The sequence below is a fragment of the Paraburkholderia fungorum genome, assembly GCF_003610895.1.
Taxonomy (GTDB): domain Bacteria; phylum Pseudomonadota; class Gammaproteobacteria; order Burkholderiales; family Burkholderiaceae; genus Paraburkholderia; species Paraburkholderia fungorum_B.
Window position 1 is genome coordinate 69,636 of record NZ_MCAS01000027.1, and the last position, 26,364, is coordinate 95,999.

The window sequence follows — 26,364 nt, forward strand, 5'->3', positions numbered from 1 at the left end:
CGCCGTAACGCGTGGTGTTGGCGATTCGCGGCGCAATCAGCGGGCTAGAACGTTTTGGCGAGCTGCTGGGCGGCTTCCTGCAGACGTGGCACGAACTCGAGCGCGCGCGACAGCGGCGCGCGCGAGACCGGCGCATGAACGGCGATTGCCGCGATACACGTATTGTTCTCATCCATCACCGGCGCGGCCACGCACGCGATACCGGCGACGAATTCCTCGTTGTCGATGGCGATGCGCTTGTGCGCGGTGCGGTCGAGCTCCGCTTCGAGCAGTTCGGGATCGGTGATGGTGTTCGGCGTGAAGCGCTCGAGTTTCAAGGTGCGCACGAGGGCGCTGCGCTGTTCGCGCGGCAGCATGGCCAGCAGCAGCTTGCCGCTCGCGCTGCAATGCGCCGGCACGTGCGAGCCGGGCTTGAGATCGAGCCGCAACGGCCACGGCGCTTCGAGCCTGTCGAGATAGAGCACTTCCGTTTCGTGCAGCATGGTGAGATTGCAGGTCTCGCCGACATCCGCCACCAGGTTCGACAGGATGGCATGCCGTAACCGGCGAGCGCCTGAGTGCATCATGACGCCCAGCCCGAGTTGCGCGAGACGCGGCCCGATCACGTAGGCATTCTTCTGGCCAGGCTCGCGGATCACGAGGCCGCCGGCCTCGAGCGAAGCCAGCATGCGATGCAGCGAAGCCTTCGGCAGGTCGACGTCCTGAGCGATGTCGGCAAGCGACACGGGACCTTCGGCGCGCACGAGATGCTCGAGCAGCGCGAATGCGCGCAGGGTAGGGGTGTCCGCTTTGGTCATGTCTGCCGTTCCGGAAAATGGATCGGCATCATTGTACCGCGTGGCCTTGCCGGCCATGGTTTTTGCGGGCAATGAGGCGATTTCGGTGCGCTATCCTGATGAAGATGATTCCGTTTTCCGGAATGCCTGCGCTACTGCCGGAACGTCTTGGCGGTTTCCTCCGCCGCGGAGCGCAGATCGGGCAGAAAGGCCAGCAGATCGTCAAGCACCACCCGCCCGACCGGCGCCTGAACGGCAATCGCCGCGCAGGCGCGATTGCGATTGAGCATGACCGGCACCGCGATCGCGATCAGCCCTTGCAGGTGCTCCTGATTATTGATCGCAAGCTGGCGCCGCCGCGTGATGGTCAGTTCGCGGCGCAATTCGGCGCGATCGGTAATGGTCCGCTCGGAATAGGCGCGCAGCGGCAAGGTTTCGATGACCCGCTCGCGCCGGTCCTTGGGAAGAAAGCTGAGTAACAGCTTGCCGCTTGCCGAACAGTGCAGCGGCACATGCGAGCCCGGTTGCAGATGCATGCGCAGCGGCCATTCCGTTTCCACCCGGTCCACATAGACCACGTCGTTGCCGGCCAGCATCGTCAGATTGCAGGTTTCGCCGATTTTGGCCACCAGTTGTTCAAGCAGTACGTGGCGGGCCGCGGCCGGACCCGCGTGCATCAGCACGTTGACCGCCAGCATCCGCACGCGCGGTGAACACTCGTACAGCCGGTCACTGGCGCTGCGCGTGACCAGCCACGCATCCATCAACTGCACCAGAATGCGATGCACGGTCTGCTTGGGCAATTCGAGCGCATGCACGAGATCCGTCATGGAAAGCGGGCCGCTTGCCTCAGCCAGGGTTTCGAGTACGCGAAACGCACGCACGGCCGCTGCATTCGATTGATTCGAAGTCGACACGCTGTCTCCTCAACGTCGTAGTTATACGTTCGATTGTGCATCGGTCTGATTAGTTTTCGGGACTATGGAAAGTCCCGAAATTTGCACTTTTCGATTCTCACCGGCCCGGTGCGAGCGATAGTTCAAAAAACGGGACTCCGAAGCAGCTACGGCTCACTAGATTGGTACCCATACCCATCTTTTCCGTCCGGAGTGAACCGTATGAATGTCAGGGCCACAGAAGCCGAAGCTGCGCACGCGGGTGCCAGTGGCGAAGTCGAGAGCGTCGTTGCGTCATTGGTGGCGCGAGCGCGTGCCGCACAGCGCGTATTCGAGGTCGCGGGACAGGAAACGCTCGATGCCGCCGCTGACGCCGCCGCGTGGGCGATCATGGAACCTGGGCGCAACCGGCAGCTTGCCGAGCTGGCGGTGCGCGACACGGGTCTGGGCAACGCGGACGACAAGTTCCGCAAGAACTATCGCAAGACGCTCGGGTTGTTGCGCGATCTGCGCGGGCAGAAGACCACGGGGGTGATCGAGCGTAATGCCGCCACCGGTGTCGTCGAGATCGCGCGGGCCGTCGGCGTGGTGGCGGCGATCACGCCGTCCACCAATCCGGCCGCCACGCCGGTCAACAAGATCGTCAACGCCCTCAAATGCGGCAATGCCGTTATCGTCGCTCCCTCGCCGAAGGGTTATTCGTCGTGTGCGTTGCTGATCGATTTCATTCATGCGCAATTCGCCAAAGTCGGACTCGCCCCGGACCTCGTCCAGATGTTGCCCGCACCGATCAGCAAGGCGGCCACCGCTGAACTGATGCGGCAGTGCGATCTGGTGGTGGCGACCGGGTCGCAGGCGAATGTGCGGATGGCCTACGCAAGCGGGACGCCCGCGTTCGGCGTGGGCGCGGGCAACGTTGCTTCGATCGTTACCGTGTCTGCCGATTTGCACGATGCAGCGCACAAGATTGCGCGCTCGAAAACCTTCGACAACGCCACGAGCTGTTCATCCGAAAACAGTGTTGTCATCGAAACCGCGGTGTACGCAGCCATGCTGGCGGAACTGGCCGCCTGCGGCGGTGTGCTGCTCGACGCCACGCAAAAGGCGCGACTTCAAGCCGTTCTATGGTCGGACGGCAAGCTCTCGGCACACTGCACCGCGCGTTCGGCCACGGAGATCGCGCGGGCGGCGGGGCTCGAAGAGATCGCCGCGCGTGAGCCCGCTTTCCTGATGGTGGAGGAAACCGGCTTTGGCGCCGACTACCCGTTCTCGGGCGAGAAACTCGCGCCGGTGCTGACCGTTTATCGCGCGCAGGGCTTCGACGCCGCGGCCGACATTGTGCGCGGCATCTACGCGTATATGGGCGCGGGGCACTCCGTCAGCCTGCATTCCAGCGACCCTGAGGAAGCCGTGCAACTCGCCTCGACGTTGCCGGTGGCGCGCGTGATCGTGAATCAGGCGCATTGCCTTGCGACTGGCGGCAACTTCGATAACGGTTTGCCGTTTTCGCTATCGATGGGATGCGGCACGTGGGGCCGCAACAATTTCTCGAGCAATCTCAACTTTCATCATTACCTGAACATTACCCGCGTGGCTTACCCCATCGAGGAGCGCGTCCCCGAATTGAACGACGTGCTTGGGGATTTCTTCGCGAGGTACGGCAAATGACGACGCCTCGCACCCTGCGCGCGCTGATCGACGCGCGTGCCGCGCAGTATCCCGACAAGCCGTTTCTGCTGGCGGCCCCCGAATGCGCCGAGGACGGCGGCGCTGCTGCACGAGCCGACGTGTTGACCTTCTCCGGACTGCGCGACGACTGCCGAGCGCTTGAGGCGGTGTTTCGCGGAGCAGGCTTGCAGGCCGGCGACGTGGTTTCGGTTTTCATGGGCAACGGTATCCATACGGCAAGGCTGCTGCTCGCGGCGATGTACAGCGGACTTATCGCCAATCCGCTCAATCTGTTATGCCAGCCGTCGCAGTTGCGCTACATCGTGGAGCACTCGGACACGCGCATGGTTTTTGTTTCCAGCGACACGTACGAGGCGATGTCGAATGCTCTCGCGGAGTTGCGCGAGCAGGGCGTCACTCGCACCGTTGCGCTGGTTCGCACGGAGCCCGATGGCGGTGTGTGGCCGGTGCCGGTTTGCGCCGAAACGGTCATGGTGGATACGGCAGGTGCGATTTCCGCGCAGCATTCGAGCGGTACGTCATTCGTAACCGCCTGGGATTCCAGATCATCCACGCTGACCAGCGAGCTGAATGGGCCCGACGCGAACGACGTGGCGTTGCTGATGTACACGTCCGGCACCACGGGCGCACCAAAAGGCGTTCTGCTGGATCATCGGAACCTGCTGGCCAATGCGCGCAACATCTCGCACGAACACCGCCTCGGCACCGGCGACCGGGTTTTCGCCGCCTTGCCGCTTTATCACATCAACGGTCTCGTCGTAACGCTGCTTGCGCCGCTTTTTCATGGTGGCTCGGTGGTCATGGCGCCACGCTTTTCGGCGCGAACCTACTGGCGCGATGTCGCGCGCCACGGTTGCACGTGGATCAACGTGGTGCCGACGATCGTCGCCTATCTGCTCAACAGCGACGAGCCGTGCCCCTTCGATCTGTCCGCGCTGAGGTTCTGCCGCAGTGCGTCGGCGGCGCTGCCCGCCGATCATCACCGCGCGTTCGAGGCGCGGTTCGGCATCGGCATCATCGAAACGATGGGTATGACCGAGACCGCCGCGCCAGTGTTCAGCAATCCTTGCGATCCCGCACGGAGAAAAATCGGCAGCATCGGGCTGCCTTCGGGCGGTGAAGCGAAGGTGATCGATCGCGATGGGCGGGAATGCGCACCCAACGAGTGCGGCGAACTGGTGTTGCGCGGCGAGCAGGTCATGCGCGGCTACTACAAGCGCCCGGGCGAAACGCGTGCGGCCTTTACCGCGGACGGCTGGCTGCGCACCGGCGATCTCGGCTATCGCGACAGCGACGGGTACTTCTACATCAACGGCCGCGCGAAGGAATTGATCATCAAGGGCGGCGAGAACATCGCCCCGCGCGAGATCGACGAAGCGTTGCTCAAACACCCCGGCGTGCTGGATGCGGCCGTGGTGGGTGTGCCGGATAGCGCGTACGGGCAGGAGATCGTTGCTTTCATCGTGCCTCGCGTGGAGGCGGGGCAGGGGCCGGGCACGCTCGACGTCGCCGATCTGCGCGAGCACTGCTTGCGCGAACTGGGCCGCTACAAGACGCCGAAGGAGTTTCGCTTCGTCGCGGAACTGCCCCGTGGACCCTCGGGCAAGGTGCAGCGCCTGAAGCTTGTGCCCACCTGACGGGTGTGCCTCAGAACGCGTCCAGCGTTACGCCGTACGGATCGAACGACCCCAGACGCCACCGGCGTCACGTAAGCGACACATAAGCGACACAGAAGAAACACAGGAGACAGCATGCAAACGCACAAGCGGCGTGTGAAGACACGTCACATCATCCTCGCGGTCATGTGCCTGATGTATTTCATCTCGTACATCGACCGCGTGAATATTGCCGTCGCCGGTCCTATCATCCGGCACGAAATGGGGTTGACGACGGTTCAACTCGGCCTCGTGTTTTCCGCTTTCGCTTATCCATATGCGTTTATGCAGGTGATCGGCGGCTGGCTCTCGGACAAGTACGGGCCCAAGCTCGTGCTGACGGTGTTGTCGCTGATCTGGGGCGTGGCGACACTCGCCACTGGATTCGCCGGCAGCGTGGCGATGCTCGTCGCGCTGCGCTTCGCGCTGGGCATCGGCGAGGGCGGCGCGTTTCCAACCGCCACGCGAGCCTTTACGTACTGGATGCCGGTGGCGGAGCGTGGTTTCGCTCAGGGTGTCACGCATAGCTTCGCCCGCCTCGGCGGCGCGGTGACGCCGCCGCTCGTGCTCGCGATCGTGGTGGCGGGCGGCTGGCGCGACGCCTTCATCCTGCTTGGCGTCGCCAGTCTCGCGTGGACGGTGCTGTACCTGTGCGTCTTTACGAATTCGCCGGAGCAGAACCGGCGCGTGACGCCCGAAGAAACGGCGGAGATCGGCTATCGCGCCGGCGACTGCGAGCGCGCCAAACGTGCGGCTACGCCATGGCGCAAGCTGATCCGCCGGATGTGGCTCGTCACGTTTGTCGACTTCTGTTACGGCTGGCTGCTGTGGGTCTATCTGACCTGGCTGCCTTCTTACCTGAAGGAGGCGCGCGGCTTCGATCTCAAGCAACTGGCGTTGTTCACGGCGCTGCCGCTGCTCGCGGGCGTGATTGGCGATACCCTGGGCGGGGTCGTTTCGGACCGGCTCTACAAGCGCACCGGCCGGCTGCGCTTTGCGCGCTGCGCGGTACTCGTGACAGGCATGGGCGGTTCGCTCGCCTTCCTGCTGCCGATGGTGTCCTCGACCAATCCGCTGATGGCGGTGCTATTCCTGTCAGCCTCGTTCTTCTTTCTCGAGATCACGAATCCGGTGTTGTGGACTTTACCGCTCGACATCGGCGGGCGCTACGCAGGCACGGCGGGCGGCATGATGAACACGGGCTTCGGCGTTGCGGGCATGATCTCGCCCGTGGTGTTCGGTTATCTGATCGAGACCACGGGCAGTTATAACGTGCCGTTCACGATTTCGGCCTGTTTGCTTGGGGTGGGGATCGTGGCCGCGCTTTTCATCGATCCGGCACGGACGGTCGAGGCCGACGAGGAACGCGAGCGGCGCGAAGGCGGACAACCGGACGGCATGCCCGCGTTTCTTCAGGCAGGCGCCGCGGTGCGGCTGGAGCGGCACCATTTGCGCCGTCCGCTGCGCTGGCGCAGATAGGCCGTGCTCAGGCGAGCGGGCGGCCTGCCACGTTGTGAGCCGTCTGCGCGCCCGCTAGCGGCGCTGAGGGTTAGCCGGCGCGTTTGAGTTTGCGCAGACGCCAGATGAGACTCGAGGTGTCGTAGCGGCTGCCGCCCAGTGCCTGAACGTCGCCATAGAACTGATCGACCAGCGCCGTGACCGGCAGCGATACACCAACGCGTTTTGCTTCGTCGAGACAGAAGCCGAGGTCCTTGCGCATCCAGTCGACTGCGAAGCCGTAATCGAACCTGCCTTCGATCATCGTCGCGCCGCGGTTGTCCATTTGCCAGCTGGCCGCCGCGCCCTTGCCGATCACCTCCAGGACGCGGGTCATGTCGAGGCCGGCGTTCTGGCCGAAATGGATGGCCTCGGACAAGCCCTGCACCATGCCGGCGATGCAGATCTGATTGACCATCTTCGCCAGTTGGCCGGCGCCGGTCGAGCCGATCAGCGTGACGGCGGCTGCGTAATGACGCAACGTCGCCACGCAACGTTCGAACGCCGCCGCTTCGCCGCCGCACATGATGGTCAGCTTGCCGTTTTGCGCCCCTGACTGGCCGCCGGAGACCGGTGCGTCGATGAAGTGCAGATTCTGGGTGCCGGCGATCTCCGCGAGCTCACGAGCGACGTTGGCCGAGGTGGTGGTGTGGTCGACGAAGGGTGTGTCACGCGCCATGCCCGCAAAGGCGCCGTGCTCGCCGAGGGTGATGCCGCGCAGGTCGTTGTCATTGCCCACGCACGCCAGCACCAGCTCAGCGCCGTGCGCGGCTTCGCGCGGCGTGGTTGCGGCGCGTCCGCCATATTCGGCGACCCATTGTTCGGCTTTCTGCGCGGTGCGGTTGTAAACCGTCACGTCGAGGCCGGCTTTCGCCAGATGTCCGGCCATGGGATAACCCATGACGCCGAGGCCGAGAAAGGTGACGCGGCGCACGGCGCCGCTTGAAGCAAGGGCTGCTGGATGGTTCATTGGGGTTCCTCGGGGCTGAGGGGATATCGGGGAAATCAATTATGTCAGCGATATCTCCGCGGCGCGAGCGGTGCCCCAATGGGGTTGCGCGGCGACTGTGGCGCGCGTTGTCACGTCCTTCTTTGGGCTATTCCGTTGAATCCGGCGTGGCGGCGGTGTACCAATTCCGGACGTATCCAGGTGTCGCGGTTATTCCAGCTTCCGCGATTGGCGCAAGGGGTGCCAATGCCATGGGTAACACGCCCGCCCAAACCGGCAAGGCAAGATCTTCTTCGTCGTCTTTCGGGCCACCTGTGCTGACCTTGGCGGCCGCTTCCGCCAGAGAGATGCGCAGCACCGTGGTGGCCGCAAGCTCTTTTGCGTTTCCCGTACGCACCTCGCGGGAGCGGCCGGGCGCGAAGCTTTCGAGGAAGGTGTCCAGTGTGGCCGCCTTGGCTTCACCGGACACTAACTCGAACGCGCCGTATATCACGGCAGAACGATAGTTCATCGAATGGTTGAATGCCGAGCGGGCCAGCACGAGCCCGTCGAGGTGCGTGATCGCCACGCAAACCTGCGCACCAGTAGCGGCTAACTTGAGCATGCGGCTGCCGTTCGACCCGTGAATGTAGAGGTGATCGCCTTCGCGCCAGCAGGCGGTCGGCAGGCAATGCACGCCGTCATCGCCGGCGAATGCGATATGACAGACGTATGCCTCATCCAGGATGGCGTAAAGCGTGGCCTGATCATATCGCCCGAGCTCGGCTACCCGGCGGACCTGGGTGCGGGGAGACGGCGCGCGGTTTTTATCGAGTGGGGTCATACGGAGTCCGGCAAGGGTGAGAATGCGTTCCATCGTAAGGAAATCTCGGGAACCTCTGTAGACCCAGGGAAGGTTGCGTTTTTGGGGCCACGGAGCATGGCAATCTGCCTCAAGGGTCAACTCATCTCGCGATAGTTCAGGCGCTCACCACGTCTCGTTTCAGGATTTTGTCCTGAACACATTCTCGGCGTGATACTGCAGATATTTGATCTGACCTGGATTCGGCCGCTTCCGCAAGTTCGCGGGTACACCGAGGACCGCATGATGTTCTTTCGGCAGACGTGGCGACACCAGCATCGCACCAGTACCCGTGAACGTGATCAGGCCTGCGTCGAAGAGGGCGTCCAGGTTTGCCACAAGCGCCAGACCATTGTCCGGGTCGAGTCGCTGACTGTCGTCACTATCGCACCAAGGTCGCGCGTGCGAGGCGCGCAGTACCTGCGTTACCGGACAACCCGTCACCGCACATTGCTCATCCCACCGCGCAAGCAACTCCAGGCGATATTTCCCCTGTCCCATCCGTGCCGCGACTAGCGCCTGGCGGGTGGTCGGATTGTCGGCATGGCGCGTCGCGATATTCGCCAGGTTTGTCTCGATCGTCGTGCCCCGCGCGAGGAACTCGCTTACTGATACCCGCTCGGCAATCACTGCGTATTCAAAGCCTTTCTCGTCCGTCACCACACCGGCCAATCTGTACAGATAGCTGTCCTCATAGTCCCTGGCATTGGGGTCGTCGGAACCTTCGCCGTCCCGCAGCACGGCGTAAGTGGCGCCTCCCGATCTTAGCCGGTCCACATTTGCGCGGCGTTCGTTACGGGCGGCCGTCGCCGGCTTCTTCCAGGGCGGTGGCGCCCACACCTCGATCCTTTCAGACCCGTCCCGATCTTTGAGGTAACGCATCTTCCAGAGCTTCATGACGACCACGTCGTCACCGTATGCGTCCCAAGCCCATGTGCGGTTGGTTACCCGCAGCCCAAGCGTATACAGCAGGAACTCGTTGATTGTCTGTACGTTCGCCATGCTATCCCCGTATGGTTCCGGCCGTTATGCCCGGATGCCGGGCGACCGGACGTCGCGCTTTTGTGACGCGATCAGACCGGTTATCGGCCGACAATGCGTGGACTTTATTCCATCCGACCGAAGAATCTGATTCGATCTGGATTGTCTGCGCGATGTGCGGGTTTTCCCCGTCTGTTCTGCGTGACCTCGGACTCCAGACACGTTCGGTCCTATGTCACGGCCACGAGCCAGACCTTGCGATGAACAAGCTGAATTGGCTCGCTTCTGCAAGCAGGTGAAGGCGGGCGCTGAAAAAAAGTCCGCCGTTCGACGGAGCTGCTTAGGTGCGCTCTTACAGAAAAATCAGCATATCCTGACCGTCGGGATCGTGCCGTATCACAGAATCGTCCGGTATTGCCATGTATCCTCTGTGACCATTCGCGTTCGGTTTCTCAGGAAGCCTTTCGTTATCGGTTCCGGTCTACTTTGCTCTGATTGGAACCGCGTGGTTATCAGATAACTAGGTAAGCTAACTATTTTAATTCGACTTGGTGAACTGCAATTCTGTCATGAAAGTGCAGAAGGCATTTTCAGGCGACCAGGACGGCGTAGCCTCCAGGAGAACGTCTATGGCGACTGTCGCAGCCGGTTCATCAAACAGATCGGACAGCGGTAATGGTTCGACTTGAATAGTTCGACTTACAGTGCAAACTCGAGCGGCACATTCGCCCATCTCCGTTTGCTACCTACGCAAGCGGCCTTCGACCGGAAGGCGAAGAAGGGCGCCGCACAGGTGTGCGCGTGATATGAAAATTGCAGACAGATGATCACTAACCAACATCCGACTAAAGGGTCTATATGAAAAGGGATGATGTACTTGAGATTGCGCAACGTCTGAAGAGTGAAGGTCGCGCCATCTCTCCTGTGACCGTTTGTCTGGAAGCATATGGCCAGTCATTGTCGGAAATCGCGGCGACGCTTCAGCAATGGCGTGAAGAAAGAATAGTACCCGTCGATTCGGCGCCCGCGACGTTGTCGACGCCTGAGGATTTCGGCGATGTGATGCGCGACGCTATCGAGCGTTGCTGGGCGGTGGCGCAAAAAGGTGTTCGCGGACAGGTCGATGCGGAAATACGTGCGTTGAAAGATCGTACCGAACAGGCAGAGCGGGAAACCGGCATGCTGTACATCGATTTGACGCGTACGCTCAGTGAACTGGAAGCCTGCAAACGGAGGGTGTCAGAGCTTCAGCATTCGGCGGCCGGAGCGCCTCGTATGATCGCGATCGGCGAGACTGACGCAGTCCCCGCTATTACCGACGGTTCGGCAGCCACAGCGAGCGAAGCGCTAACTGAAACGGAATGCTATCCGTCCACGTCGGCGTCCACGTCCGCATTCGACGAACGATCGGCGATCGTCGAGGAGCAGGCAGACGGAGCCTGGATTGACAGCGCCAGCGTCGATGTCCATGCGGCGTCAGATTCATCTGGGGTCACTCTTCCGTTCGACGAGATGGACAGCGTGTCTCCAGAAACAGCGCTCGTCGATACCGTGCAAGCGTCTACGCCTGAGCCGGATCTTGCCGTCGAGCCAGACGACGATTTACTTGAACGTGCGCTGCAAGTCCTGCTGCCCGAACCGAAGGGTGCCGACAAATCTTCCGAACAGCTTGCCTTGGCTGAGACGCGTGCTTCAACCGCTGAGGCTAGAGTGCAGGAGCTCGAAGCTCAGTTGGCAAACGTCACTCAATCCGCCGACCCGTCGGCCAGCGATCCGACGCCGCCGCATTCTTCGCCGGATGAGGCACAGCGTATCGCCGCGTTGGAGACTGCGTTCGCCCAGGAGCGACAGGTGTTGCAGACGAAACTCGACGATGCCATCCTTCAAGGCCTGCGATGGAAGCAGCGTGCCGAGCAACAACGTATGGACGTCGCGCCGCTCAAGGAGCATGCCGCCTGGGTGAGTGCGCAGTCTGTGGGACGCAGCGCGCTATGCAGCAGACTGATTGTCGAGTTGGCTCAGGTGAGTCCGGGGAACCCGCTACTGCGGAAAGAAGTCCAGCAACAGATTATCGACCAGGCAGCCCAAAGCCACACGGGCTAGTTCTGCTGCAGCGTGAGAGCCTGGCCGGAAGAGCGCGCCAGGGCATTGCCAGGAGAAAGCTTGAAGAAAGGCTCGCTCCTCGAGCCTTACCGCGACAGGGCCGCTGGAGAAGCTTGAAGCCATACGTTCGCAACCAGGCTGTTTTGAGTTCGTTCGAGGGTTGTCGATTTAATTGTTCAGGTTTTGCGACGTTATCGTGAAGGGACAACGAAACGAATACATCGTCCTTGCCTTTTCGATTTGTTTAACTATGATGTTAAATATCAACCCAACGGTTTACAAAAGGAGGCAGTCATGAACGAACCGTATCATCGCCCGTCGCTGGGAGCAGCGGTGTTCTACAAGGACCCGTTTGCCGCGCTCGATTGGCTCGAAAAGGCGTTCGGCTTCGAGCGCCAGATGGTGATCACGGAGAGCGACGGCCAGTTGGGCCACTCGGAAATGCGTTTCGGCGACAGCTACCTGATGATTTGCCGCGAATGGTCGGAAGACATGGCGAGCCCGGTTTCGGTCGGCGGCAAGAATACGCAGTCCGTGCACGTGCAACTGCGCGAGGGGATCGACGAACATTGTGCCCGCGCGCGCGCCGCAGGCGCAGTGGTTACACGCGAACCGGCGGATCAGTTCTATGGCGACCGCGTCTATGCAGCGCGTGATCCGGAAGGGCACGTCTGGAGCTTCGGCCAAACGATTCGCGAGGTGTCGCGCGAAGAAGCCGAGCGCGTGAGCGGCCTGAAAATCGAAGGATGGGTTTAACCGATGGGACTGCCCGCCAGCGTCTCGCTTGACCGCACCCTGGCGGCGCTAGCCGATCCCAACCGGCGTCAGGTGGTCGATCTGCTCAGCCAGCAGCCGATGCGTGCCGGCGAACTCGCGCAAGCCACCGGCCTTTCGCCGCAGGCGATGAGCCGGCATTTGCGGGTGCTGCGTTCGAGCGAACTGATTGAAGAGTCGCACGACGGCGTCGACGCGCGTGTGCGTCTCTACGTGCTCCGATCGGCGCCGATGAGCGAACTGAAAGCCTGGCTCGAACAGACCGAAGCCTTGTGGTCCGAGCAACTGCTTTCGTTCAAGGCGCACCTGGAGCAGCCGGAATGAGTTCGCGTGTGCAGGTGTCGCTACGCGTCGCGGCCACGCCGCAGCGCGCATTCGATGTGTTCACGCGCGAGATCGGCAAATGGTGGCGTGCCAACGGCCTGTTTCAATTCACGCCACAAGGCGCGGGTGTGCTTTCGTTCGAGCAGGCCACGGCGCCTCACACGTCCGGTGAATACGGTCGCCTGATCGAAACGCAGCCGGATGGCCGTGTGTTCGAGATCGGCAAAGTCACGGCCTGGGAGCCGGGTGCGCGTTTGGCATTCGGCTGGCGTCAGGCCAGTTTCACCGATGCGCAGCACACGCATGTGGAGGTGCGTTTCGAAGCGGTAGGTGACGAAACGCGTGTAACGGCCGAGCATCGCGGCTGGGATACGGTGCCGCAGGCGCATGTGGCGCGCCACCATTTTCCCGAGGGCGTGTTTCTATTGCGGCATGGCGAATGGTGGCAGGCCTTGCTGGCGTCTCTACGGGCTGAGGTGCAAGCCGCCGTGCCGCCAGGCTGAGAGCCTGGCGCGTCATTCACGGTCTTGTCAGCGTGTGGCGATGGCGGCGGCAACCCCGGCCATGAGGGTGGCGCTGGCGCGGTTGGTGATCTTTACCGCGCGGCGCGTGGTCAGCAGCTTGCGCGCGCGGGTGGCGAGCAGGGCCCAGCCGAAGTCGACGGCCATCAGTACCGTCAGCATGGTAAGCGTCAGCTCGAACCACGCCACGGTGCCGATGCGCGACAGATCGATAATGGTCGGCAGCAACGCGAGGTAGAACATCATGATCTTCGGGTTGCCGAGCGTAACCAGCATGCCGGCGAGAAACATGCGCCACGGCGACTGGCCGCTCGGCAAGTCGCTGCCTGCTACGTCGGCCGGTGCGCGCCACATTTTCCATGCAAGGAACAGCAGATAGGCGACACCAATAAATTTCAGCGCGATGAATACCATGCCGAAGCTGCGCGCGATCACCGCGAGGCCGGCCACTGCGCACGTGAGCCACAACGCTTCGCCGAGCCACATCGCGGCGAGAAACGGTAATACGTCACGAAAACCGTTGGTCAGCACGCGTGCGACCAGCGCGGCGACGCTCGGCCCAGGCGTGCCGGCGGCGATGATCAGCGCCAGCGCGAAGACGAGCAAAGCGGACAGCGACATAACGTTCCTCCAAAAAATTCCGTGCGCGTGCAATCGCTGGTTCAATGAGCCCGCACCACCGGTTAAGTGAGCACGTGAGCTTCTATTCAGTGATTCAGTGGGCGCGCAACCTTCGGTTGACGAAGCGCCACACGGCGCTCACCAGCAGCGATCCTACACCGAGCGAGACGCCCAGCAGCACGATCGAACTCATATGATCGCGCACCAGCGGCACATTGCCGAACAGGTAGCCGGCCGCCACCAGCGAGACGATCCACAGCGCGGCGCCCGCCGTGACGAACGACGCGAAACGTGCAAACGTCATGCGCGAAACGCCGGCGACGAACGGTGCGAATGTGCGCACGACGGCAATGAACGGCGACAGCAAAAAGGTGAGGCCGCCGCGTGCCTCATAAAAAGCGTGCGCTTTGCGCAATGCATTCTTGTCGAGCCAGCGATAGTTGGCGGTATAGACTTTTTCGCCGATTGCGCGGCCGATCGCATAGCAGACGATGCTGCCGGCCACGGTGGCGGCGAACAGCACGGGGATCACGAGCCAGATGTTCAGCGCGCCGGTGGCGGCGAGACCGCCGCAGATGAAAATCAGCGGATCGCCAGGCAAAAAGAATAACGGAAGGAAGCCGATCTCGACGAATACCACGAGAAACAGCATGGCATAGACGGCGGTGCCGTATTGCAGGATCAAACCGCTCAGGTGCTGGTCGAAGTGCAGGGCAACCTGCAGCACATGCATGAAATCCATCTTGGTTCGAAAGAGAGTGAGGTGTTCAGGAGTTTAGTCTCGTGGCGGCGCGGGTACCTGTTTATTTCGAAGCGCTGATGTCAATATCGGGGGTGTCTTTCAGAGAAACCCCTAAAAAAAACCGACGAAACACCCATGCAACAGGTTCCCAGTCTCACGTTCCGCTTTGCCGTACCGCACGATGCGCACGCTATCCGCACGATCGAATTCGAGGCCGGTCAGCGCTTTGCCGATGTAGGTATGGCCGGTATCGCCGATGCACCGCCGATGGAACTGGAGGTCGTCAACCGTAAGATCGACGCCCAGCAGATCGTCGTTGCCGTGGCTGCGGATGAAATCTGCGTCGCTTTTGTGATGTTCGAGCCGCAACCCGTGCGTTTCTACATTCAGGAACTCGACGTATTGACTTCGCATGCGGGGCAACGTATCGGCGCGGCGCTGATCGAGCAGGTCGCGCAACTCGCGCGCGCACAACAGATAACGCAACTCACGCTGTCGACGTATCGCGAGGTGCCGTGGAATGCACCGTACTATCGTCGACTTGGCTTTCGCGATATCGCGGAGGCTGATCTCGATGCCGCGCTGATCGCGCGGCGCGACGCGCATATTGCGCGCGGTCTCGACGAATCGAAGCGGGTCTTCATGCTGCGTGATCTTGCGTGACGGCGGGCGCGGGCGCCTGAATTGTCTGTGATTTTCCGGGCGATGCGCGCCGCATGCAAAGCCCAACGTACGAAAAACGCGGTGAGTGTGACCAGGCATCGTTCCGGTCACACCCACCGCGTGGTGTTGCAGCGTGCTACGAGTCACCAGCCGCTTTAACGAAGCGGCCTATGTTTCTACTAATGGGTTGCGCTGAATTCGATGGTTTATTCGACGGTTTCCAGCGTCGGATAGTCCACGTAGCCGGTTTCGCCGCGAGCGTAGTACGTCGCCGGATTCGGCTTGTTCAGCGGGGCATTCGTTGCGAAGCGGCGCACCAGATCCGGATTCGCGATGAACAGTTGACCCCAAGCCACAGCGTCTGCTTCACCCGCGTCGAGCACTTGTTGTGCCGTTTCCAGGGTGAACTTTTCGTTTGCGATGTACGGGCCGCCGAATGCTTTCTTCAGTTGCGGGCCGAGCCGGTCGTCGCCGAGTGCTTCGCGGGCGGCGATGAACGCGATCTTGCGTTTGCCGAGTTCGCGCGCCACGTAACCGAAAGTGGCCGCCGGGTCCGAATCGCCCATGGCGTGCGCGTCACGACGCGGTGCGAGGTGAACGCCGACGCGGTTCGCGCCCCAGACGCCGATACAGGCGTCGGTGATTTCGAGCAGCAGGCGGGCGCGGTTTTCGATCGGGCCGCCGTAGGCGTCGGTACGTTTGTTGGTGCTGTCCTGCAGAAACTGGTCGAGCAGATAGCCGTTCGCGCCGTGTACTTCCACGCCGTCGAAACCTGCCGCCTTCGCGTTTTCAGCGCCCTTACGGAACGCTTCGACCACACCGGCGATTTCGTCGAGTTCGAGCGCGCGCGGTGTCACGTATGGACGCTCCGGACGCACCAGACTGACATGACCTTGCGCCGCGATCGCGCTAGGCGCGACCGGCAATTCGCCGTTGAGAAACAGCGGATCGGAAATACGGCCGACGTGCCACAGTTGCAGGAAAATCTTGCCGCCGGCTTCGTGCACGGCCTTCGTGACGATCTTCCAGCCTTCCACCTGTTCCTGCGACCAGATACCCGGGGTTTCGGCGTAACCGACACCTTGCGGCGTGACGGAGGTGGCTTCGCTGATGATCAGGCCTGCCGTGGCGCGTTCGGCGTAGTACTTCGCCATCAGCGCGTTCGGCACGCGGATTTCTTCGGCGCGTTGGCGCGTGAGCGGCGCCATGATGATGCGGTTCGACAACGTGATGTCGCCAATCTGGAGCGGGTCAAAAAGAGTCGGCATATGAGTTCACCTTAGGTGGCGGGCGCGTGGCCCGAGCCTTAAAAACTGCATGATGAGAGAAGTGCGGCAATGCGGATGACGCGTTCAGAGCCCGGTGTTCATGTACTCGAGAAACGCCTGGATGACGGCCTCGTTGCGTTTGAAAAACACCCATTGACCGACCCGCTTCGACGTGACGAGGCCCGCGCGCTGCAAGGCAGCGAGGTGCGCCGACACGGTGGACTGCGACAGGCCGCAACGCGCGTCGATCTTGCCGGCGCATACGCCGTAGTCGAGCGGCAGGTCCTGGTCGGTGAAATGCGCATACGGTTCGCGCAGCCAGCCGAGAATTTCCCGCCGTACAGGGTTCGCAAGCGCTTTGTGAATCGCGTCGATATCGAGCGTCATGAGACAGTTTTAAGGGCATGAACAACGCGCAGATGTGGCGCCGGTTGGCGCTCACGCATCTGCATCGCTACGGAACGAATTATATATCGGAATTTTACGATATGCTCGAAGCCATTACTGGCGATGGGGTCGATAGCTGGGGATCTACCAAAAGGTCCGCACTTTGTACGGAGAGTCGGTATGGGGAAGGGAAGCATGCGCGTGCGAGAGCTTCCAGTGGTCGTGATCAAGTGGCTGGAACCCGGCCTTGCCCGTAAATGCGCACCTCGAGCATCACGCCAGGGTGACAGGACGGGCGCTCCGTGATCGCAGGCCAGGATCTGCAAGGTCCAACTCGTCCCGCTCCGGCCATTCGAACCTAGAGCCTGAAAACGCTAACCGCTGTGTGCAGTTTCTTCGCCTGATCGTCCAGCGACTGTGCCGCTGCTGCAGCCTGTTCCACCAGAGCCGCATTCTGCTGGGTTACTTCGTCCATCTGCGTGACCGCTTGCCCGACCTGATCGATCCCCTTGCTCTGCTCGTCCGAGGCCGCCGCGATTTCTCCCATTATGTCCGTCACCCGTTTGATGCTGTTCACGATCTCACCCATGGTGGCACCCGCCTCATCGACCAGCTTGGTCCCGGTTTCGACCCTGCTCACGGAATTTTCGATCAGCGTTTTGATTTCCCTGGCCGCTGCGGCCGAGCGTTGCGCGAGCGTGCGCACCTCGGTGGCAACCACGGCGAAACCCCGGCCATGTTCGCCTGCGCGTGCGGCTTCCACTGCGGCATTGAGTGCGAGAATGTTGGTCTGGAACGCGATGCCGTCGATCACGCCGATGATGTCGGCAATCTTCTCCGAGCTGGCGTTGATTTGTCCCATGGTCGCAACTACCTCGCCGACCACGTCGCCCCCTCTTACCGCGATTGCGGCCGATGACTGCGCCAGCCCATTGGCCTGCCGGGCATTCTCTGTGTTCTGCCGTACCGTGCCGGTCAACTCCTCCATGCTTGCCGCCGTCTCCTGAAGCGAAGCGGACTGTTCTTCAGTACGGCTCGACAGATCGACATTGCCTGCGGCAATCTGCTTGGAAGCCGTGCTCACCGATTGCACCGAATCCCGTACCGCGGCCATAACCTCCGCGATCCGAGCCATCAGGTGGTTGAAGGCGACAGCGGTCTGACTGATTTCGTCTTTGCCGTGAACCGATGCACGCGTCGTCAGGTCGAGTGATTCACTCGCTTGCTGCAACGTCCCCTTGATGCCGTTCAGCGCTCGCTGGATCGAACGGGACAGCAGGAGAGTCCATCCGACAACAATCGCCATTGCAATCGCCAACGTCGTGATCACCGTCCTGACCGCATTCGTGCTGTTGCGCTCGGCGAGGTCCGCAGCTTGCTTGCCCCGATTCCCCGCTTCCTTGATAGTTGCCTCGATCGATGCACCAAGCGGCTGAAAGTCGGAATGGTAAAGCGAGGCGACCTGAGCATTGGCCGCCCTGGAATCCCGGGCAGCCAGGTCGATCAGCTGACGCGACTTCTGGACGTAAGCACGCCATTGGGCACGCAGTGTCCTGAGCCTCGCTTGTTGATCGGGGGACTTGAACAGCGGGTCAATGACTGCCGCCCATTTGTCGATGTTCTGTTCCGCGTCGGAAAAGATCTTTTTGGTATCGTCTGCAGCCGGATCGAACTCGACCGTGGATAGCGCGCTTGCCTTGATTTCGGTCAGGCCGCGCACCTGCGTCTCCCGGCGATGCGAGGCCATTTGCGCGTCATTCACGGAGTTGAATCCGAGGGCCGTCACAACAATACCGCCGCCGGTAGCGATCAGCGTGACAAGCATCAGAATCCGGAGTTTTAACTTGATTGTCATGGTAAGTCGCAGCAGAACTTCGATGATTGCACCCAGGGAAATCCACTCAGTACCAGATCCAGTTAACGGCACATGCTATTTGCATCTTGAGTCAGGTCTACTAATCTCCGAAGTAAGCTCACATGGCTGTGTCAGGCATAACCTGCCATGGGTGTGCTCTCCGTTCTCGGTGGGGACGTTTGGAGTTGTGGTGGTGATTGATGCCTGGCGACGAATGAAGGCGGCATTCGTAGTTAGTAAAACTACAGATGGTGAGCAGCCATGCCAGTCGATGACGCGACGAGCAGCAGCGCTCGCAGCTGGCTGGTCTGTGCCTTGGGCGGCCGGCATGCGCTTGCGAACCTGCGCGTTTCAACTATGGGGCAATACGCAACCCTCAGCGGCGGTTCGCCAGACAGAGGGTTTCGCGTACTCGCCCTCGACAGAACCGAGTGACTCCTCAAGCTGTCATCTCGTTCTTCTATTGGACGTTTGTGTTGTCAGGCTAGCCGTGAAAATCCAGCGCTTCATCGGTACTTTGACGATCTCGCTGCTGGCGCCGCCCTGATCGACGACGGCCTTCTTGTTGATCAGGCTGATCTGCTGCCGGTATCTTCCTGAGGAAGTTGGGCGCTTTCGACTGGCAGCGGCCCGGTCAGCGCTCCGTTGGTCGTTGTCGTGACCCTGCTGGCGGTCGTGTTGTCCGTCTCGCGCAGCGCCGCGTTGGCGGTGACTAATAATGCGGCATCGTGATCACGCAGTACGGCGTCGACTGCGTCGAAAACCTTCTTCAGTTCCTTCTGCCCGGGCTTCGTCGCATTGTCGCCGTGCGCTATGGCATCGGCTTCCTTCTTCAATCGCTTTAAGAGTTTCGCTGCGAACCGGCTATCTAGCGACCTGCCCTGGACGAACTCCTTGATCTGCATCGTCAACGCCACCAACGCCTGTTCAGTTGTCTCGTTCGAGTCGCTGGTATCGGCAGAAAACGATTTCTTGGTCATCAAAACTCTCCAAAATGTGTTTGCTCCCGGCGAGCAGTGGGAGACGAAAGCGTAAAGTTGCGTATCCGAACGGCACAGCATTTCAATCTCACGAATTCGGGCGATCGCCGCTCGGGCTTATGTCCCAAGCGTCCTTTGACGAATGCTGAAAAGTGAAGATCACCAATTGCACCCCCTCGCGCATTTGCCCGGTGAGTAGCGCGCGTCCTCCCAGTGTCCGAATTGATGGGCATGAGACGGTAGATCGCGCGACGCAGGCGGGCCAACGCGTATTGCTTGCGCGTGCATTTCCGGCACCGGCACGAGACGTCTTGATGCATCGGTGACGAGTGAAGGAGATGAGAAATCGCGAGCTACTGCCTTCCGCCTCTTCAATCAACACTCGTCAATAGCGCCCTTCAACGTAACCAACGACTTCGGCACGATGAAAATGTGATCCCGTTCGGAAGGGTAAAACCTCCCCATCTGTTTTTCGCCGTAGGGTTTGAGTTCCGGTGGCGTGGTGACATGCATGAAGCAGTACACCAACTCCTTATCTGCCACAGCCTTCTTCAATACCTCGGCGAGTTGACGATCCTCCTCATCGAGCGTGTGCTTGACGAACGTGACCTTCGCGAGGGTATCGCGTTCCGTCTTTGCTCCAGACGGCGAGAATCGACGCCGGAACGTCAGCATGAATACATTTCGCAGTTCTTCGATGGACGCTAGCCCGTGGTAAATGCGTTCCTGCTGATGTGCTGGATGAAACGCAAAAATCGGCAGGCACGTGTTATAGAACATGCTTTGGCTACCGGCCCGGCCAATTCTCAGTGGCGTATTTTGCCGCTCGGTGACCGTCATGGTCAGGTAGCTCATGCCGACTGCCGCCAGAAAGCGCGTCGAGTCGGGGCGTTTCGCTTCCCCTTCGGTGGGGCTCTCATCCTCGTCATCTTGCGGCCTACCGTTATCCAGTGAACCGTCTTTTGCCGGTGCGCGTTTGCGTGCCTCTGGCAACCAGATCAACCCAAGCTCGCCGACGTTAACAACGTTGTCTTCGCGCTTCGGCTCGTCTGGCGACTCGATCTTTGGTAGAGGCTCTTCGTGCCATGTGCAGTCGTCGATATGCGGAAAACGGACGTGACTACGAAAATACGGCGCTCTATGCCGGCCGCTCTCGATTGCGTCAGCGTCAAACGCGTCGAGGCGATCGTACACGGCGCCCACGATCTTGGGTCGTGCCACGGCCCGGCACTTTGGATCACCACACATGAAGATGAATCGTCGTCTTTCGCCCTCTGGTTGTGCAAAGAACCTGTCGTGCGCCTGCCTCAACGTAATGTTGCCCCCAAACTCCACGCAATATGCTTCTCCACGCGCCATTCTGACCTCAATTTTTGCTTCAGCTAACTTGCGCGCTCCCAGCGAAGGCCGGGTACGCGATTTTTCAAAGACAACATCGATGGAAGCGTCAAGGCTATTCGAGCAGACCGTGTCCAGGACTTCTGTCTTGGCCAGGACGATTCGACATACTGTTCAAGAGAGGACGCTGTTCCGGAAACCGTCGTCAGGAGCGTCGGATTCGGATCACGCACTACCTCGTGGAACCGACTCGCATTACGCAATGCTCTGCTTGAACGAAATAAAAAAGAGGCGTCGCGCGAACGCGACGCCGAGAAGCTTCTGGCGTCGGGAACCACGTGCCAGAACCTGAAAACCTGCAGCGTGAATAGTCATCGCTGGATGCGAAAAGATGCCACTTGAGCAGACTACCCCGTAATGCGGAACATTGACCAGTCACGTACCTGGTCGCATGGTCGCGTAGTGCGCAGAACCAGCTGACTCTGATTTTGCCTGTCGCATGCATTGCGTCGAGCGTGAGTTAAAAGTTCTTGTGTCGGTTGATTCTAGAGCGAAAGAAAATCGCTGAGGTTAGTTAAAACGTTTGCGAGATGTATGCCTACATTAAAACAGGGAAATCCTTAGGATTCTGATCGCACGGGTGACCTATGACGCATGGTTGTGAATAGCGTCAGGAAGATTGCGCTGCATGAATCAAGGTGCTTTTGCCAGTGTGCAGCCCAGATGCAATAGTGGGCCACAAAGCGGGCTTTTGCAGGAACAACGTGACCGTTAGCGGCGCAATGAGGCGGCGTGGGCGAAGATGCTGGTCTGTCACGACCCGAACTCCTGTGCCGGATGGTCGAGATGCGTTTCAATATGATCGACATCTTCTGTCATATCGATAGCTCGTAGCCCTGATTAATTCATAGTGCCGGGTATTGATTGTTTTTGACGCAGTAAGACTAAAGCTTCGCGAAACAAAGCCGATATCGTGGCAATGAATAGTGAAGATTCCGGCAGAAAACCGCCCATGCGCGTATGACATTACCACTACGGAGGATGACGCGCTGTTTCGCATAAGGCGAGTTCGTGCGCGTGACACTATGTTCAAACGCTTAACGATACAGAATGGGCTCACACTCACGATTGCGGGCTACACGCTCGCGCTGATTGCCACGATGCTCGTCGCCGTGCTGGGTCTCAAGCAGAGCAACGATGCGCTCAAGCAGACATATGCGACCGATACGGTGGCGATCACCCACCTGAAGACGAGTTCCGAGTTGCTGCTGCAAGTGCAACTGGCGCTCGGCAACTATGAGACGCTCTTTTCGATGGGTCGCGCGAGCGACGACCTGCTGCCGAAGGCGCGCGCCGTGCTCAAGGCGAGTGACGATAATTGGTCAGCGTATCTGGCAAAGCCGCGTAATGCAGAAGAGTCGCGCGCCGCCGATGCGGTGCAGGCAGCCCGCGCAGCGCTCATCAAGCAGGCGCTTGAGCCGGAGTTCCAGCAGCTTGAGCAAAACGACTACTACAAATTTCACACGACCCGAGGGGAGGCCGACTCGCTCAACGCCCGCTATGCGCAGGCGATGAACGCGCTCGAAGCATTGCAGGTGGATCATCAGCAGGCGCGCTTCGACGAGGCGCAGGCGCAGTTTCGCCGGCTCATGGTCGCAGCGGCCATGATCGCGTTGGCAGCGCTTGGCATTGGCTTCTTTGCCCGCGCCGCGTTGGCAGCGGTGATCGGGCGGCCGCTCGCCCGCATGCAGTCGATGATGAGCGAGATTGCGTCGAGTCAGGACTTCACGCGCCGCGTTCCAGTGGGGCGGCTGGACGAGATCGGGCGCTCGATCGTCACCTTCAACGAGATGATCGAGAAGATCCAGCAGAGCTCCGCGCTGCTCAAGCAGAAGACCGCCGACATTCAGGCGATGTTGCAGAACATTCAGCAGGGGATGCTGACCGTCGTCGACGGTGGACTCGTGCATGCCGAGTACTCGGCTTATCTTGAAGCGATCTTCGAGACGAAGGACATCGCAGGGCGTCCAGTCATGGAGCTCGTGTTCGAGCATACCGGGCTGAATTCCGACGTGCGCTCGCAGGTCGACACCGCGATTTACGCTTGCATCGGCGAGGACGCGATCAACTTCACGTTCAACCAGCACCTGCTCGTGAACGAGGTCGCGAAGACGATGACCGACGGCCGCGTGAAGACGCTTGACCTGAGCTGGTCGGCGATCACCGACGAGAACGATATCGTCATGCGCCTCATGCTCTGCGTGCGCGACGTGACCGAGCTGCGGCACCTTGCCGCCGAGGCCAGCGAGCAGAAGCGTCGCCTCGAGATGATCGGCGAGATTCTCGCCGTCAATGAGGAGAAGTTCCATCATTTCGTCGATAGTGCGACGGGCTTCGTCAACGAGAACGAACGGATTATCCGCCAGCATACGCAGGCCGATAGCGAGGCGCTCGCCGAGCTGTTCCGCAACGTGCACACGATCAAGGGGAACGCGCGCACCTACAGCCTGCAGCACCTGACGAGCATCGTGCACGAGACCGAGCGGCGCTACGATGCGCTGCGCCGCAACGATGTCAGCGAAGAGTGGAATCAGGAAGTGCTGATCGCGGACCTCGAGCGCGTGAAACAGGCGATCGAGCGTTACAGGACGATCAACGATGTGAGCCTGGGCCGCAAGGACCCAGGGCGTCGCGGCAACGCCGAGCAGCATCTGATGGTCGATCGGGAGCATATCCAGGAGAGTCTGCGCCTCCTTGAGGCGGTTGATCCGGTCGACGTTGACAGCCTGCTGACGATGCGCGATTCAGTGCGCCGGACCTTGCGCATCCTCGGCACCGAAACGATCAGAGAGGTGCTTTCGGGCGTACTCGAATCGCTGCCGTCGCTTGCGCGGGAACTCGGCAAAGAGCCGCCCATCGTGCGCATCGACGACGGCGGCTACCGCGTGGACAGGCAGGTGAGCAGCACGCTGAAGAACGTCTTCATGCATCTGATGCGCAACTCGGTCGATCACGGTATCGAAACCGCGGCTGCGCGCATCGCGCAGGGTAAGGCGGCGGCCGGCACGATCGTCATCGAAGCCGGCGTCGATAGAGGGGCGCTGCAGATTACCTTGAGCGACGACGGCCTCGGCCTCGCGCTAGGGCGGATTCGGAGCATCGGTCGTGCGCGCGGCTGGCTCGACGCCGGTGCACAGTTGAGCGACGAGCTGGTCGCCGACTTCATCTTTCACCCGGGCTTCTCGACCGCTGAAAAGGTCACGGAAGTGTCTGGCCGCGGAGTCGGCATGGACGCAGTGCGGGATTTCCTCAAACGCGAGAACGGCAGCATCGCGCTGCGCTTCACCGACGACCGGTGCGGTGCCGACTACCGCCTGTTCCAGATTGTGGTCTGCCTGCCGGAGCGCTGCGCGGTACAAAGCACGGGTGCGCTGGATGAGAAAGAAGAGAAGCCGTTACAGGTCGACTCACTGTCCGCTTGAGTGACATGAAGGGAAGCCGTCTTGACCTACCGAGTGTCATGACGGCACGTTTCCCACGGTCCTCCTTCAATTGTTGACAATCCGATGGATACGTCGAATGTCCGTACCTGGTGGTCGGCGCCATGTTCGCCGATTGCATGCCATAAGCGATACGGTTCGCCGCGCAGGGTGACAAAAATCCGGTCGAGGTGCTACGTATTGCATAGTTTTCGATGCATCGCGTCATCTCGCGCGGTCAACCTCGCAACCTGTCAATGCCCTTGAATCTGATCATTCGCTAAAGGGCGCCCGTCTCGCTTCCGCCTGGAAGATTGATACCCGGTTCGACCGTGGAATGCTGCAAGTCGGGCGCAAAGTTACCCCGTTTTAACCAGCCAGATCATTTTATGTAAACGGCAAAGCGTGTCGGCGTCTGAAGTCACGCAGGGGTAGGGATTTGCTTATTTTTTTGTAGGGATAGGGGAGCGGGACACTTCCCAATGCGGAGCAACCGTCCGGGAAAGCGCGGAAGACCTGCTCGGCGGTACCTTGCCGGATGGCCTTCGCATCAGATTCCCGATCGAACCGGCGCGGCGCCGGGCCAGTTTGGCGCGGCCTGAATCAAAGCGGGCGCTCCAACCCAATCGGGACAGTGCCGTTTTAAGAAAAAACTAACTAGATCGTACAAAATACGTACAAACCCCGAAAGACGCCGGATTTCGTTTGAACGACACTTCTGGCTAGTTTGAAAATCCAGGCGCGGCTCAGTGCTCGGCCCTTCGCGCATTTGCACTGGCATGCCCAGCCGGCCAGTGCTCCGCGCACATTCGACTGCCGTGGCGATCACTGGCGTTAGAGATTGAGAAAAGATTTTTACAGAGGAGTGGAGATGAAAAAGGCATTGGCAACCTCGGCCCTTGGGTTGGTCGCCCTCGGCGCGCACGCTCAGAGCAGCGTGACGTTGTACGGCGTCGTCGATACGGGGATCGGCTATCAGAGCAGCCAGACGTCGCTGGGTTCGACGTCGGGGGGCCGTTCGGTGATCAAGATGGTGAACGGCATCTGGGCGGGCAGCCGCTTCGGCCTGAAGGGCGGTGAAGATCTGGGCGGCGGCACGAAGGCGATCTTCCAGTTGGAAGAGGGCTTCAACAGCGCAACCGGCGCGCAATCCGTTTCCGGTCTGGCGTTCAACCGTCAGGCGTACGTCGGCGTGACCAATGCCACCTACGGTTCGCTGACCGCAGGGCGCCAGTACACGTCGTACTACACGCTGCTGTCGCCCTATAGCCCGACTACGTGGCTGACGGGCGCTTACGGCGCACACCCGGGCGATATCGATTCGCTGGATACGCTGTACCGCGCGAATAACTCGCTGGTGTACACGTCGCCGAGCATGCATGGCCTGACGGTGAGCGGTTCGTACTCGCTGGGCGGCGTGGCGGGCAGCACCAATGCCGGTTCGACGTACAGCGCGGCGGTTCAGTACCTGAACGGCCCGTTCGGGATCGCGGCAGGCTACCAGCGCATCAATAACGCGGCGGTGGGCGGCGGTGCGTGGGATCCTAACTCCACGACCTCGAATGGCGGTGCGCAGACGGCGGTGTCGGGCATCAACAACGGCTATCAGACGGCGCAGGCGCAGCAGCGCGTTGCCGTGACGGGCGGCTATGCGTTCAGCTCGCAATGGGACATCTCGTTCTCGTATTCGAACGTGCAATACATCCCGGGCGTGAACTCGGCGTTCCACAACGAGGCGATCTTCAACACGGCTGGCGCAGTGCTGCACTACAAGCCGCTGACGGCACTGGATCTGGCTGCCGGCTACAGCTACACGCGTGCGACGCAGGCGAACGGCATTACGAGCGCGGCGAGCTATCAGCAGTTCAATCTCTCGCAGTACTACAGTCTGTCCAAGCGGACCGGCCTGTATGCGCTGGAGGCTTACCAGCGTGCGGGTGGCCAGACTCTCGCGCCGAACAAGGCCGGCACGGCCACGAGCATCATCAATGCAACGGCCGATATCGGCGACGGTCAGAACGGCGC

22 protein-coding genes are annotated in these 26,364 nt (G+C 60.8%); 10 read left to right on the forward strand and 12 right to left on the reverse strand.

Features of this window, described 5'->3' with window-relative positions:
* Window positions 1-44: 44 nt before the first annotated feature.
* Complete coding sequence (locus tag BCY88_RS24150) at window positions 45-797, reverse strand: IclR family transcriptional regulator (RefSeq protein ID WP_120346710.1); 753 nt, start codon at window positions 795-797, stop codon at window positions 45-47.
* Between the two features lie 131 nt (window positions 798-928).
* The gene (locus tag BCY88_RS24155) at window positions 929-1,693 is read right to left on the reverse strand and encodes an IclR family transcriptional regulator (RefSeq protein WP_120346684.1); all 765 of its coding nucleotides are present in this window, start codon (window positions 1,691-1,693) and stop codon (window positions 929-931) included.
* 201 nt (window positions 1,694-1,894) lie between these two features.
* Here BCY88_RS24155 and sauS point away from each other — a divergent pair, with 201 nt between their 5' ends.
* The 3 genes from sauS (at window position 1,895) to BCY88_RS24170 (ending at window position 6,495) form a co-directional block, all read left to right on the forward strand.
* Window positions 1,895-3,340 (forward strand): acylating sulfoacetaldehyde dehydrogenase, encoded by a 1,446-nt coding sequence (gene sauS, locus BCY88_RS24160; protein ID WP_120346685.1) that lies wholly within the window; start codon window positions 1,895-1,897, stop codon window positions 3,338-3,340.
* The gene (locus BCY88_RS24165; protein WP_120346686.1) at window positions 3,337-4,998 is read left to right on the forward strand and encodes an AMP-binding protein; all 1,662 of its coding nucleotides are present in this window, start codon (window positions 3,337-3,339) and stop codon (window positions 4,996-4,998) included. Before sauS ends, BCY88_RS24165 begins: the two co-directional genes overlap by 4 nt.
* Before the next feature lie 114 nt (window positions 4,999-5,112).
* Complete coding sequence (locus BCY88_RS24170; RefSeq protein WP_120346687.1) at window positions 5,113-6,495, forward strand: MFS transporter; 1,383 nt, start codon at window positions 5,113-5,115, stop codon at window positions 6,493-6,495.
* A 70-nt stretch (window positions 6,496-6,565) separates the two neighbouring features.
* On the opposite strand, the gene BCY88_RS24175 is transcribed toward BCY88_RS24170, so the two are convergent.
* From BCY88_RS24175 to BCY88_RS24185, 3 genes are all read right to left on the reverse strand, one after another.
* Window positions 6,566-7,483 (reverse strand): NAD(P)-dependent oxidoreductase, encoded by a 918-nt coding sequence (locus BCY88_RS24175; protein ID WP_120346688.1) that lies wholly within the window; start codon window positions 7,481-7,483, stop codon window positions 6,566-6,568.
* A gap of 127 nt (window positions 7,484-7,610) precedes the next feature.
* Window positions 7,611-8,318: a pyridoxamine 5'-phosphate oxidase family protein gene (locus BCY88_RS24180; RefSeq protein WP_259461499.1), complete on the reverse strand. Its 708-nt coding sequence runs from the start codon at window positions 8,316-8,318 to the stop codon at window positions 7,611-7,613.
* Between the two features lie 126 nt (window positions 8,319-8,444).
* Window positions 8,445-9,305: an HNH endonuclease gene (locus BCY88_RS24185; RefSeq protein WP_120346689.1), complete on the reverse strand. Its 861-nt coding sequence runs from the start codon at window positions 9,303-9,305 to the stop codon at window positions 8,445-8,447.
* Window positions 9,306-10,142: 837 nt separating this feature from the next.
* Between BCY88_RS24185 and BCY88_RS24190 the strand changes: the two genes are divergently transcribed.
* The 4 genes from BCY88_RS24190 to BCY88_RS24205 all read left to right on the forward strand — a co-directional run bounded on the left by BCY88_RS24190 (window position 10,143) and on the right by BCY88_RS24205 (window position 12,988).
* Window positions 10,143-11,387 carry a DNA-binding protein gene (locus BCY88_RS24190; protein WP_120346690.1) on the forward strand — a complete coding sequence of 415 codons (1,245 nt, stop codon included), beginning with the start codon at window positions 10,143-10,145 and terminating at the stop codon, window positions 11,385-11,387.
* A 294-nt stretch (window positions 11,388-11,681) separates the two neighbouring features.
* On the forward strand, window positions 11,682-12,143 hold the full coding sequence (locus BCY88_RS24195) for a VOC family protein (protein WP_120346691.1): 462 nt from the start codon (window positions 11,682-11,684) through the stop codon (window positions 12,141-12,143).
* A gap of 3 nt (window positions 12,144-12,146) precedes the next feature.
* The gene (locus BCY88_RS24200) at window positions 12,147-12,485 is read left to right on the forward strand and encodes an ArsR/SmtB family transcription factor (RefSeq protein WP_120346692.1); all 339 of its coding nucleotides are present in this window, start codon (window positions 12,147-12,149) and stop codon (window positions 12,483-12,485) included.
* Window positions 12,482-12,988, forward strand: a complete 507-nt coding sequence (locus BCY88_RS24205) for an SRPBCC domain-containing protein (RefSeq protein WP_120346693.1) — start codon at window positions 12,482-12,484, stop codon at window positions 12,986-12,988. Before BCY88_RS24200 ends, BCY88_RS24205 begins: the two co-directional genes overlap by 4 nt.
* A gap of 27 nt (window positions 12,989-13,015) precedes the next feature.
* Here BCY88_RS24205 and BCY88_RS24210 read toward each other — a convergent pair whose 3' ends face one another.
* Window positions 13,016-13,627: a LysE family translocator gene (locus BCY88_RS24210; protein ID WP_120346694.1), complete on the reverse strand. Its 612-nt coding sequence runs from the start codon at window positions 13,625-13,627 to the stop codon at window positions 13,016-13,018.
* Window positions 13,628-13,721: 94 nt separating this feature from the next.
* Window positions 13,722-14,369 carry a VTT domain-containing protein gene (locus BCY88_RS24215; RefSeq protein ID WP_120346695.1) on the reverse strand — a complete coding sequence of 216 codons (648 nt, stop codon included), beginning with the start codon at window positions 14,367-14,369 and terminating at the stop codon, window positions 13,722-13,724.
* 135 nt (window positions 14,370-14,504) lie between these two features.
* Between BCY88_RS24215 and BCY88_RS24220 the strand changes: the two genes are divergently transcribed.
* On the forward strand, window positions 14,505-15,032 hold the full coding sequence (locus tag BCY88_RS24220) for a GNAT family N-acetyltransferase (RefSeq protein WP_120346696.1): 528 nt from the start codon (window positions 14,505-14,507) through the stop codon (window positions 15,030-15,032).
* 206 nt (window positions 15,033-15,238) lie between these two features.
* On the opposite strand, the gene BCY88_RS24225 is transcribed toward BCY88_RS24220, so the two are convergent.
* The 5 genes from BCY88_RS24225 to BCY88_RS24245 all read right to left on the reverse strand — a co-directional run bounded on the left by BCY88_RS24225 (window position 15,239) and on the right by BCY88_RS24245 (window position 20,881).
* A complete protein-coding gene (locus BCY88_RS24225; protein WP_120346697.1) occupies window positions 15,239-16,300 on the reverse strand; it encodes an alkene reductase in 1,062 nt (353 codons plus the stop codon).
* Between the two features lie 84 nt (window positions 16,301-16,384).
* A complete protein-coding gene (locus tag BCY88_RS24230) occupies window positions 16,385-16,687 on the reverse strand; it encodes an ArsR/SmtB family transcription factor (protein ID WP_120346698.1) in 303 nt (100 codons plus the stop codon).
* 358 nt (window positions 16,688-17,045) lie between these two features.
* Window positions 17,046-18,542: a methyl-accepting chemotaxis protein gene (locus BCY88_RS40720; protein WP_120346699.1), complete on the reverse strand. Its 1,497-nt coding sequence runs from the start codon at window positions 18,540-18,542 to the stop codon at window positions 17,046-17,048.
* A 569-nt stretch (window positions 18,543-19,111) separates the two neighbouring features.
* Window positions 19,112-19,522 (reverse strand): hypothetical protein, encoded by a 411-nt coding sequence (locus tag BCY88_RS24240; RefSeq protein ID WP_183081440.1) that lies wholly within the window; start codon window positions 19,520-19,522, stop codon window positions 19,112-19,114.
* 375 nt (window positions 19,523-19,897) lie between these two features.
* A complete protein-coding gene (locus tag BCY88_RS24245; RefSeq protein ID WP_147408551.1) occupies window positions 19,898-20,881 on the reverse strand; it encodes a hypothetical protein in 984 nt (327 codons plus the stop codon).
* 1,064 nt (window positions 20,882-21,945) lie between these two features.
* Between BCY88_RS24245 and BCY88_RS24250 the strand changes: the two genes are divergently transcribed.
* Both BCY88_RS24250 and BCY88_RS24260 read left to right on the forward strand, forming a co-directional pair.
* Window positions 21,946-24,342: a Tar ligand binding domain-containing protein gene (locus BCY88_RS24250; RefSeq protein WP_120346701.1), complete on the forward strand. Its 2,397-nt coding sequence runs from the start codon at window positions 21,946-21,948 to the stop codon at window positions 24,340-24,342.
* 868 nt (window positions 24,343-25,210) lie between these two features.
* Window positions 25,211-26,364 (forward strand): porin (locus BCY88_RS24260; protein WP_147408549.1); only part of this gene is annotated, 1,154 nt, incomplete at its 3' end.

Coding starts and splice junctions, on each gene's coding strand:
- BCY88_RS24150 (WP_120346710.1), bottom strand. CDS start 797: ATGACCAAAGCGGACACCCCTACCCTGCGCGCATTCGCGCTGCTCGAG.
- sauS (WP_120346685.1), top strand. CDS start 1,895: ATGAATGTCAGGGCCACAGAAGCCGAAGCTGCGCACGCGGGTGCCAGT.
- BCY88_RS24165 (WP_120346686.1), top strand. CDS start 3,337: ATGACGACGCCTCGCACCCTGCGCGCGCTGATCGACGCGCGTGCCGCG.
- BCY88_RS24170 (WP_120346687.1), top strand. CDS start 5,113: ATGCAAACGCACAAGCGGCGTGTGAAGACACGTCACATCATCCTCGCG.
- BCY88_RS24175 (WP_120346688.1), bottom strand. CDS start 7,483: ATGAACCATCCAGCAGCCCTTGCTTCAAGCGGCGCCGTGCGCCGCGTC.
- BCY88_RS24180 (WP_259461499.1), bottom strand. CDS start 8,318: ATGGAACGCATTCTCACCCTTGCCGGACTCCGTATGACCCCACTCGAT.
- BCY88_RS24185 (WP_120346689.1), bottom strand. CDS start 9,305: ATGGCGAACGTACAGACAATCAACGAGTTCCTGCTGTATACGCTTGGG.
- BCY88_RS24190 (WP_120346690.1), top strand. CDS start 10,143: ATGAAAAGGGATGATGTACTTGAGATTGCGCAACGTCTGAAGAGTGAA.
- BCY88_RS24195 (WP_120346691.1), top strand. CDS start 11,682: ATGAACGAACCGTATCATCGCCCGTCGCTGGGAGCAGCGGTGTTCTAC.
- BCY88_RS24200 (WP_120346692.1), top strand. CDS start 12,147: ATGGGACTGCCCGCCAGCGTCTCGCTTGACCGCACCCTGGCGGCGCTA.
- BCY88_RS24205 (WP_120346693.1), top strand. CDS start 12,482: ATGAGTTCGCGTGTGCAGGTGTCGCTACGCGTCGCGGCCACGCCGCAG.
- BCY88_RS24210 (WP_120346694.1), bottom strand. CDS start 13,627: ATGTCGCTGTCCGCTTTGCTCGTCTTCGCGCTGGCGCTGATCATCGCC.
- BCY88_RS24215 (WP_120346695.1), bottom strand. CDS start 14,369: ATGGATTTCATGCATGTGCTGCAGGTTGCCCTGCACTTCGACCAGCAC.
- BCY88_RS24220 (WP_120346696.1), top strand. CDS start 14,505: ATGCAACAGGTTCCCAGTCTCACGTTCCGCTTTGCCGTACCGCACGAT.
- BCY88_RS24225 (WP_120346697.1), bottom strand. CDS start 16,300: ATGCCGACTCTTTTTGACCCGCTCCAGATTGGCGACATCACGTTGTCG.
- BCY88_RS24230 (WP_120346698.1), bottom strand. CDS start 16,687: ATGACGCTCGATATCGACGCGATTCACAAAGCGCTTGCGAACCCTGTA.
- BCY88_RS40720 (WP_120346699.1), bottom strand. CDS start 18,542: ATGACAATCAAGTTAAAACTCCGGATTCTGATGCTTGTCACGCTGATC.
- BCY88_RS24240 (WP_183081440.1), bottom strand. CDS start 19,522: ATGACCAAGAAATCGTTTTCTGCCGATACCAGCGACTCGAACGAGACA.
- BCY88_RS24245 (WP_147408551.1), bottom strand. CDS start 20,881: ATGGCGCGTGGAGAAGCATATTGCGTGGAGTTTGGGGGCAACATTACG.
- BCY88_RS24250 (WP_120346701.1), top strand. CDS start 21,946: ATGTTCAAACGCTTAACGATACAGAATGGGCTCACACTCACGATTGCG.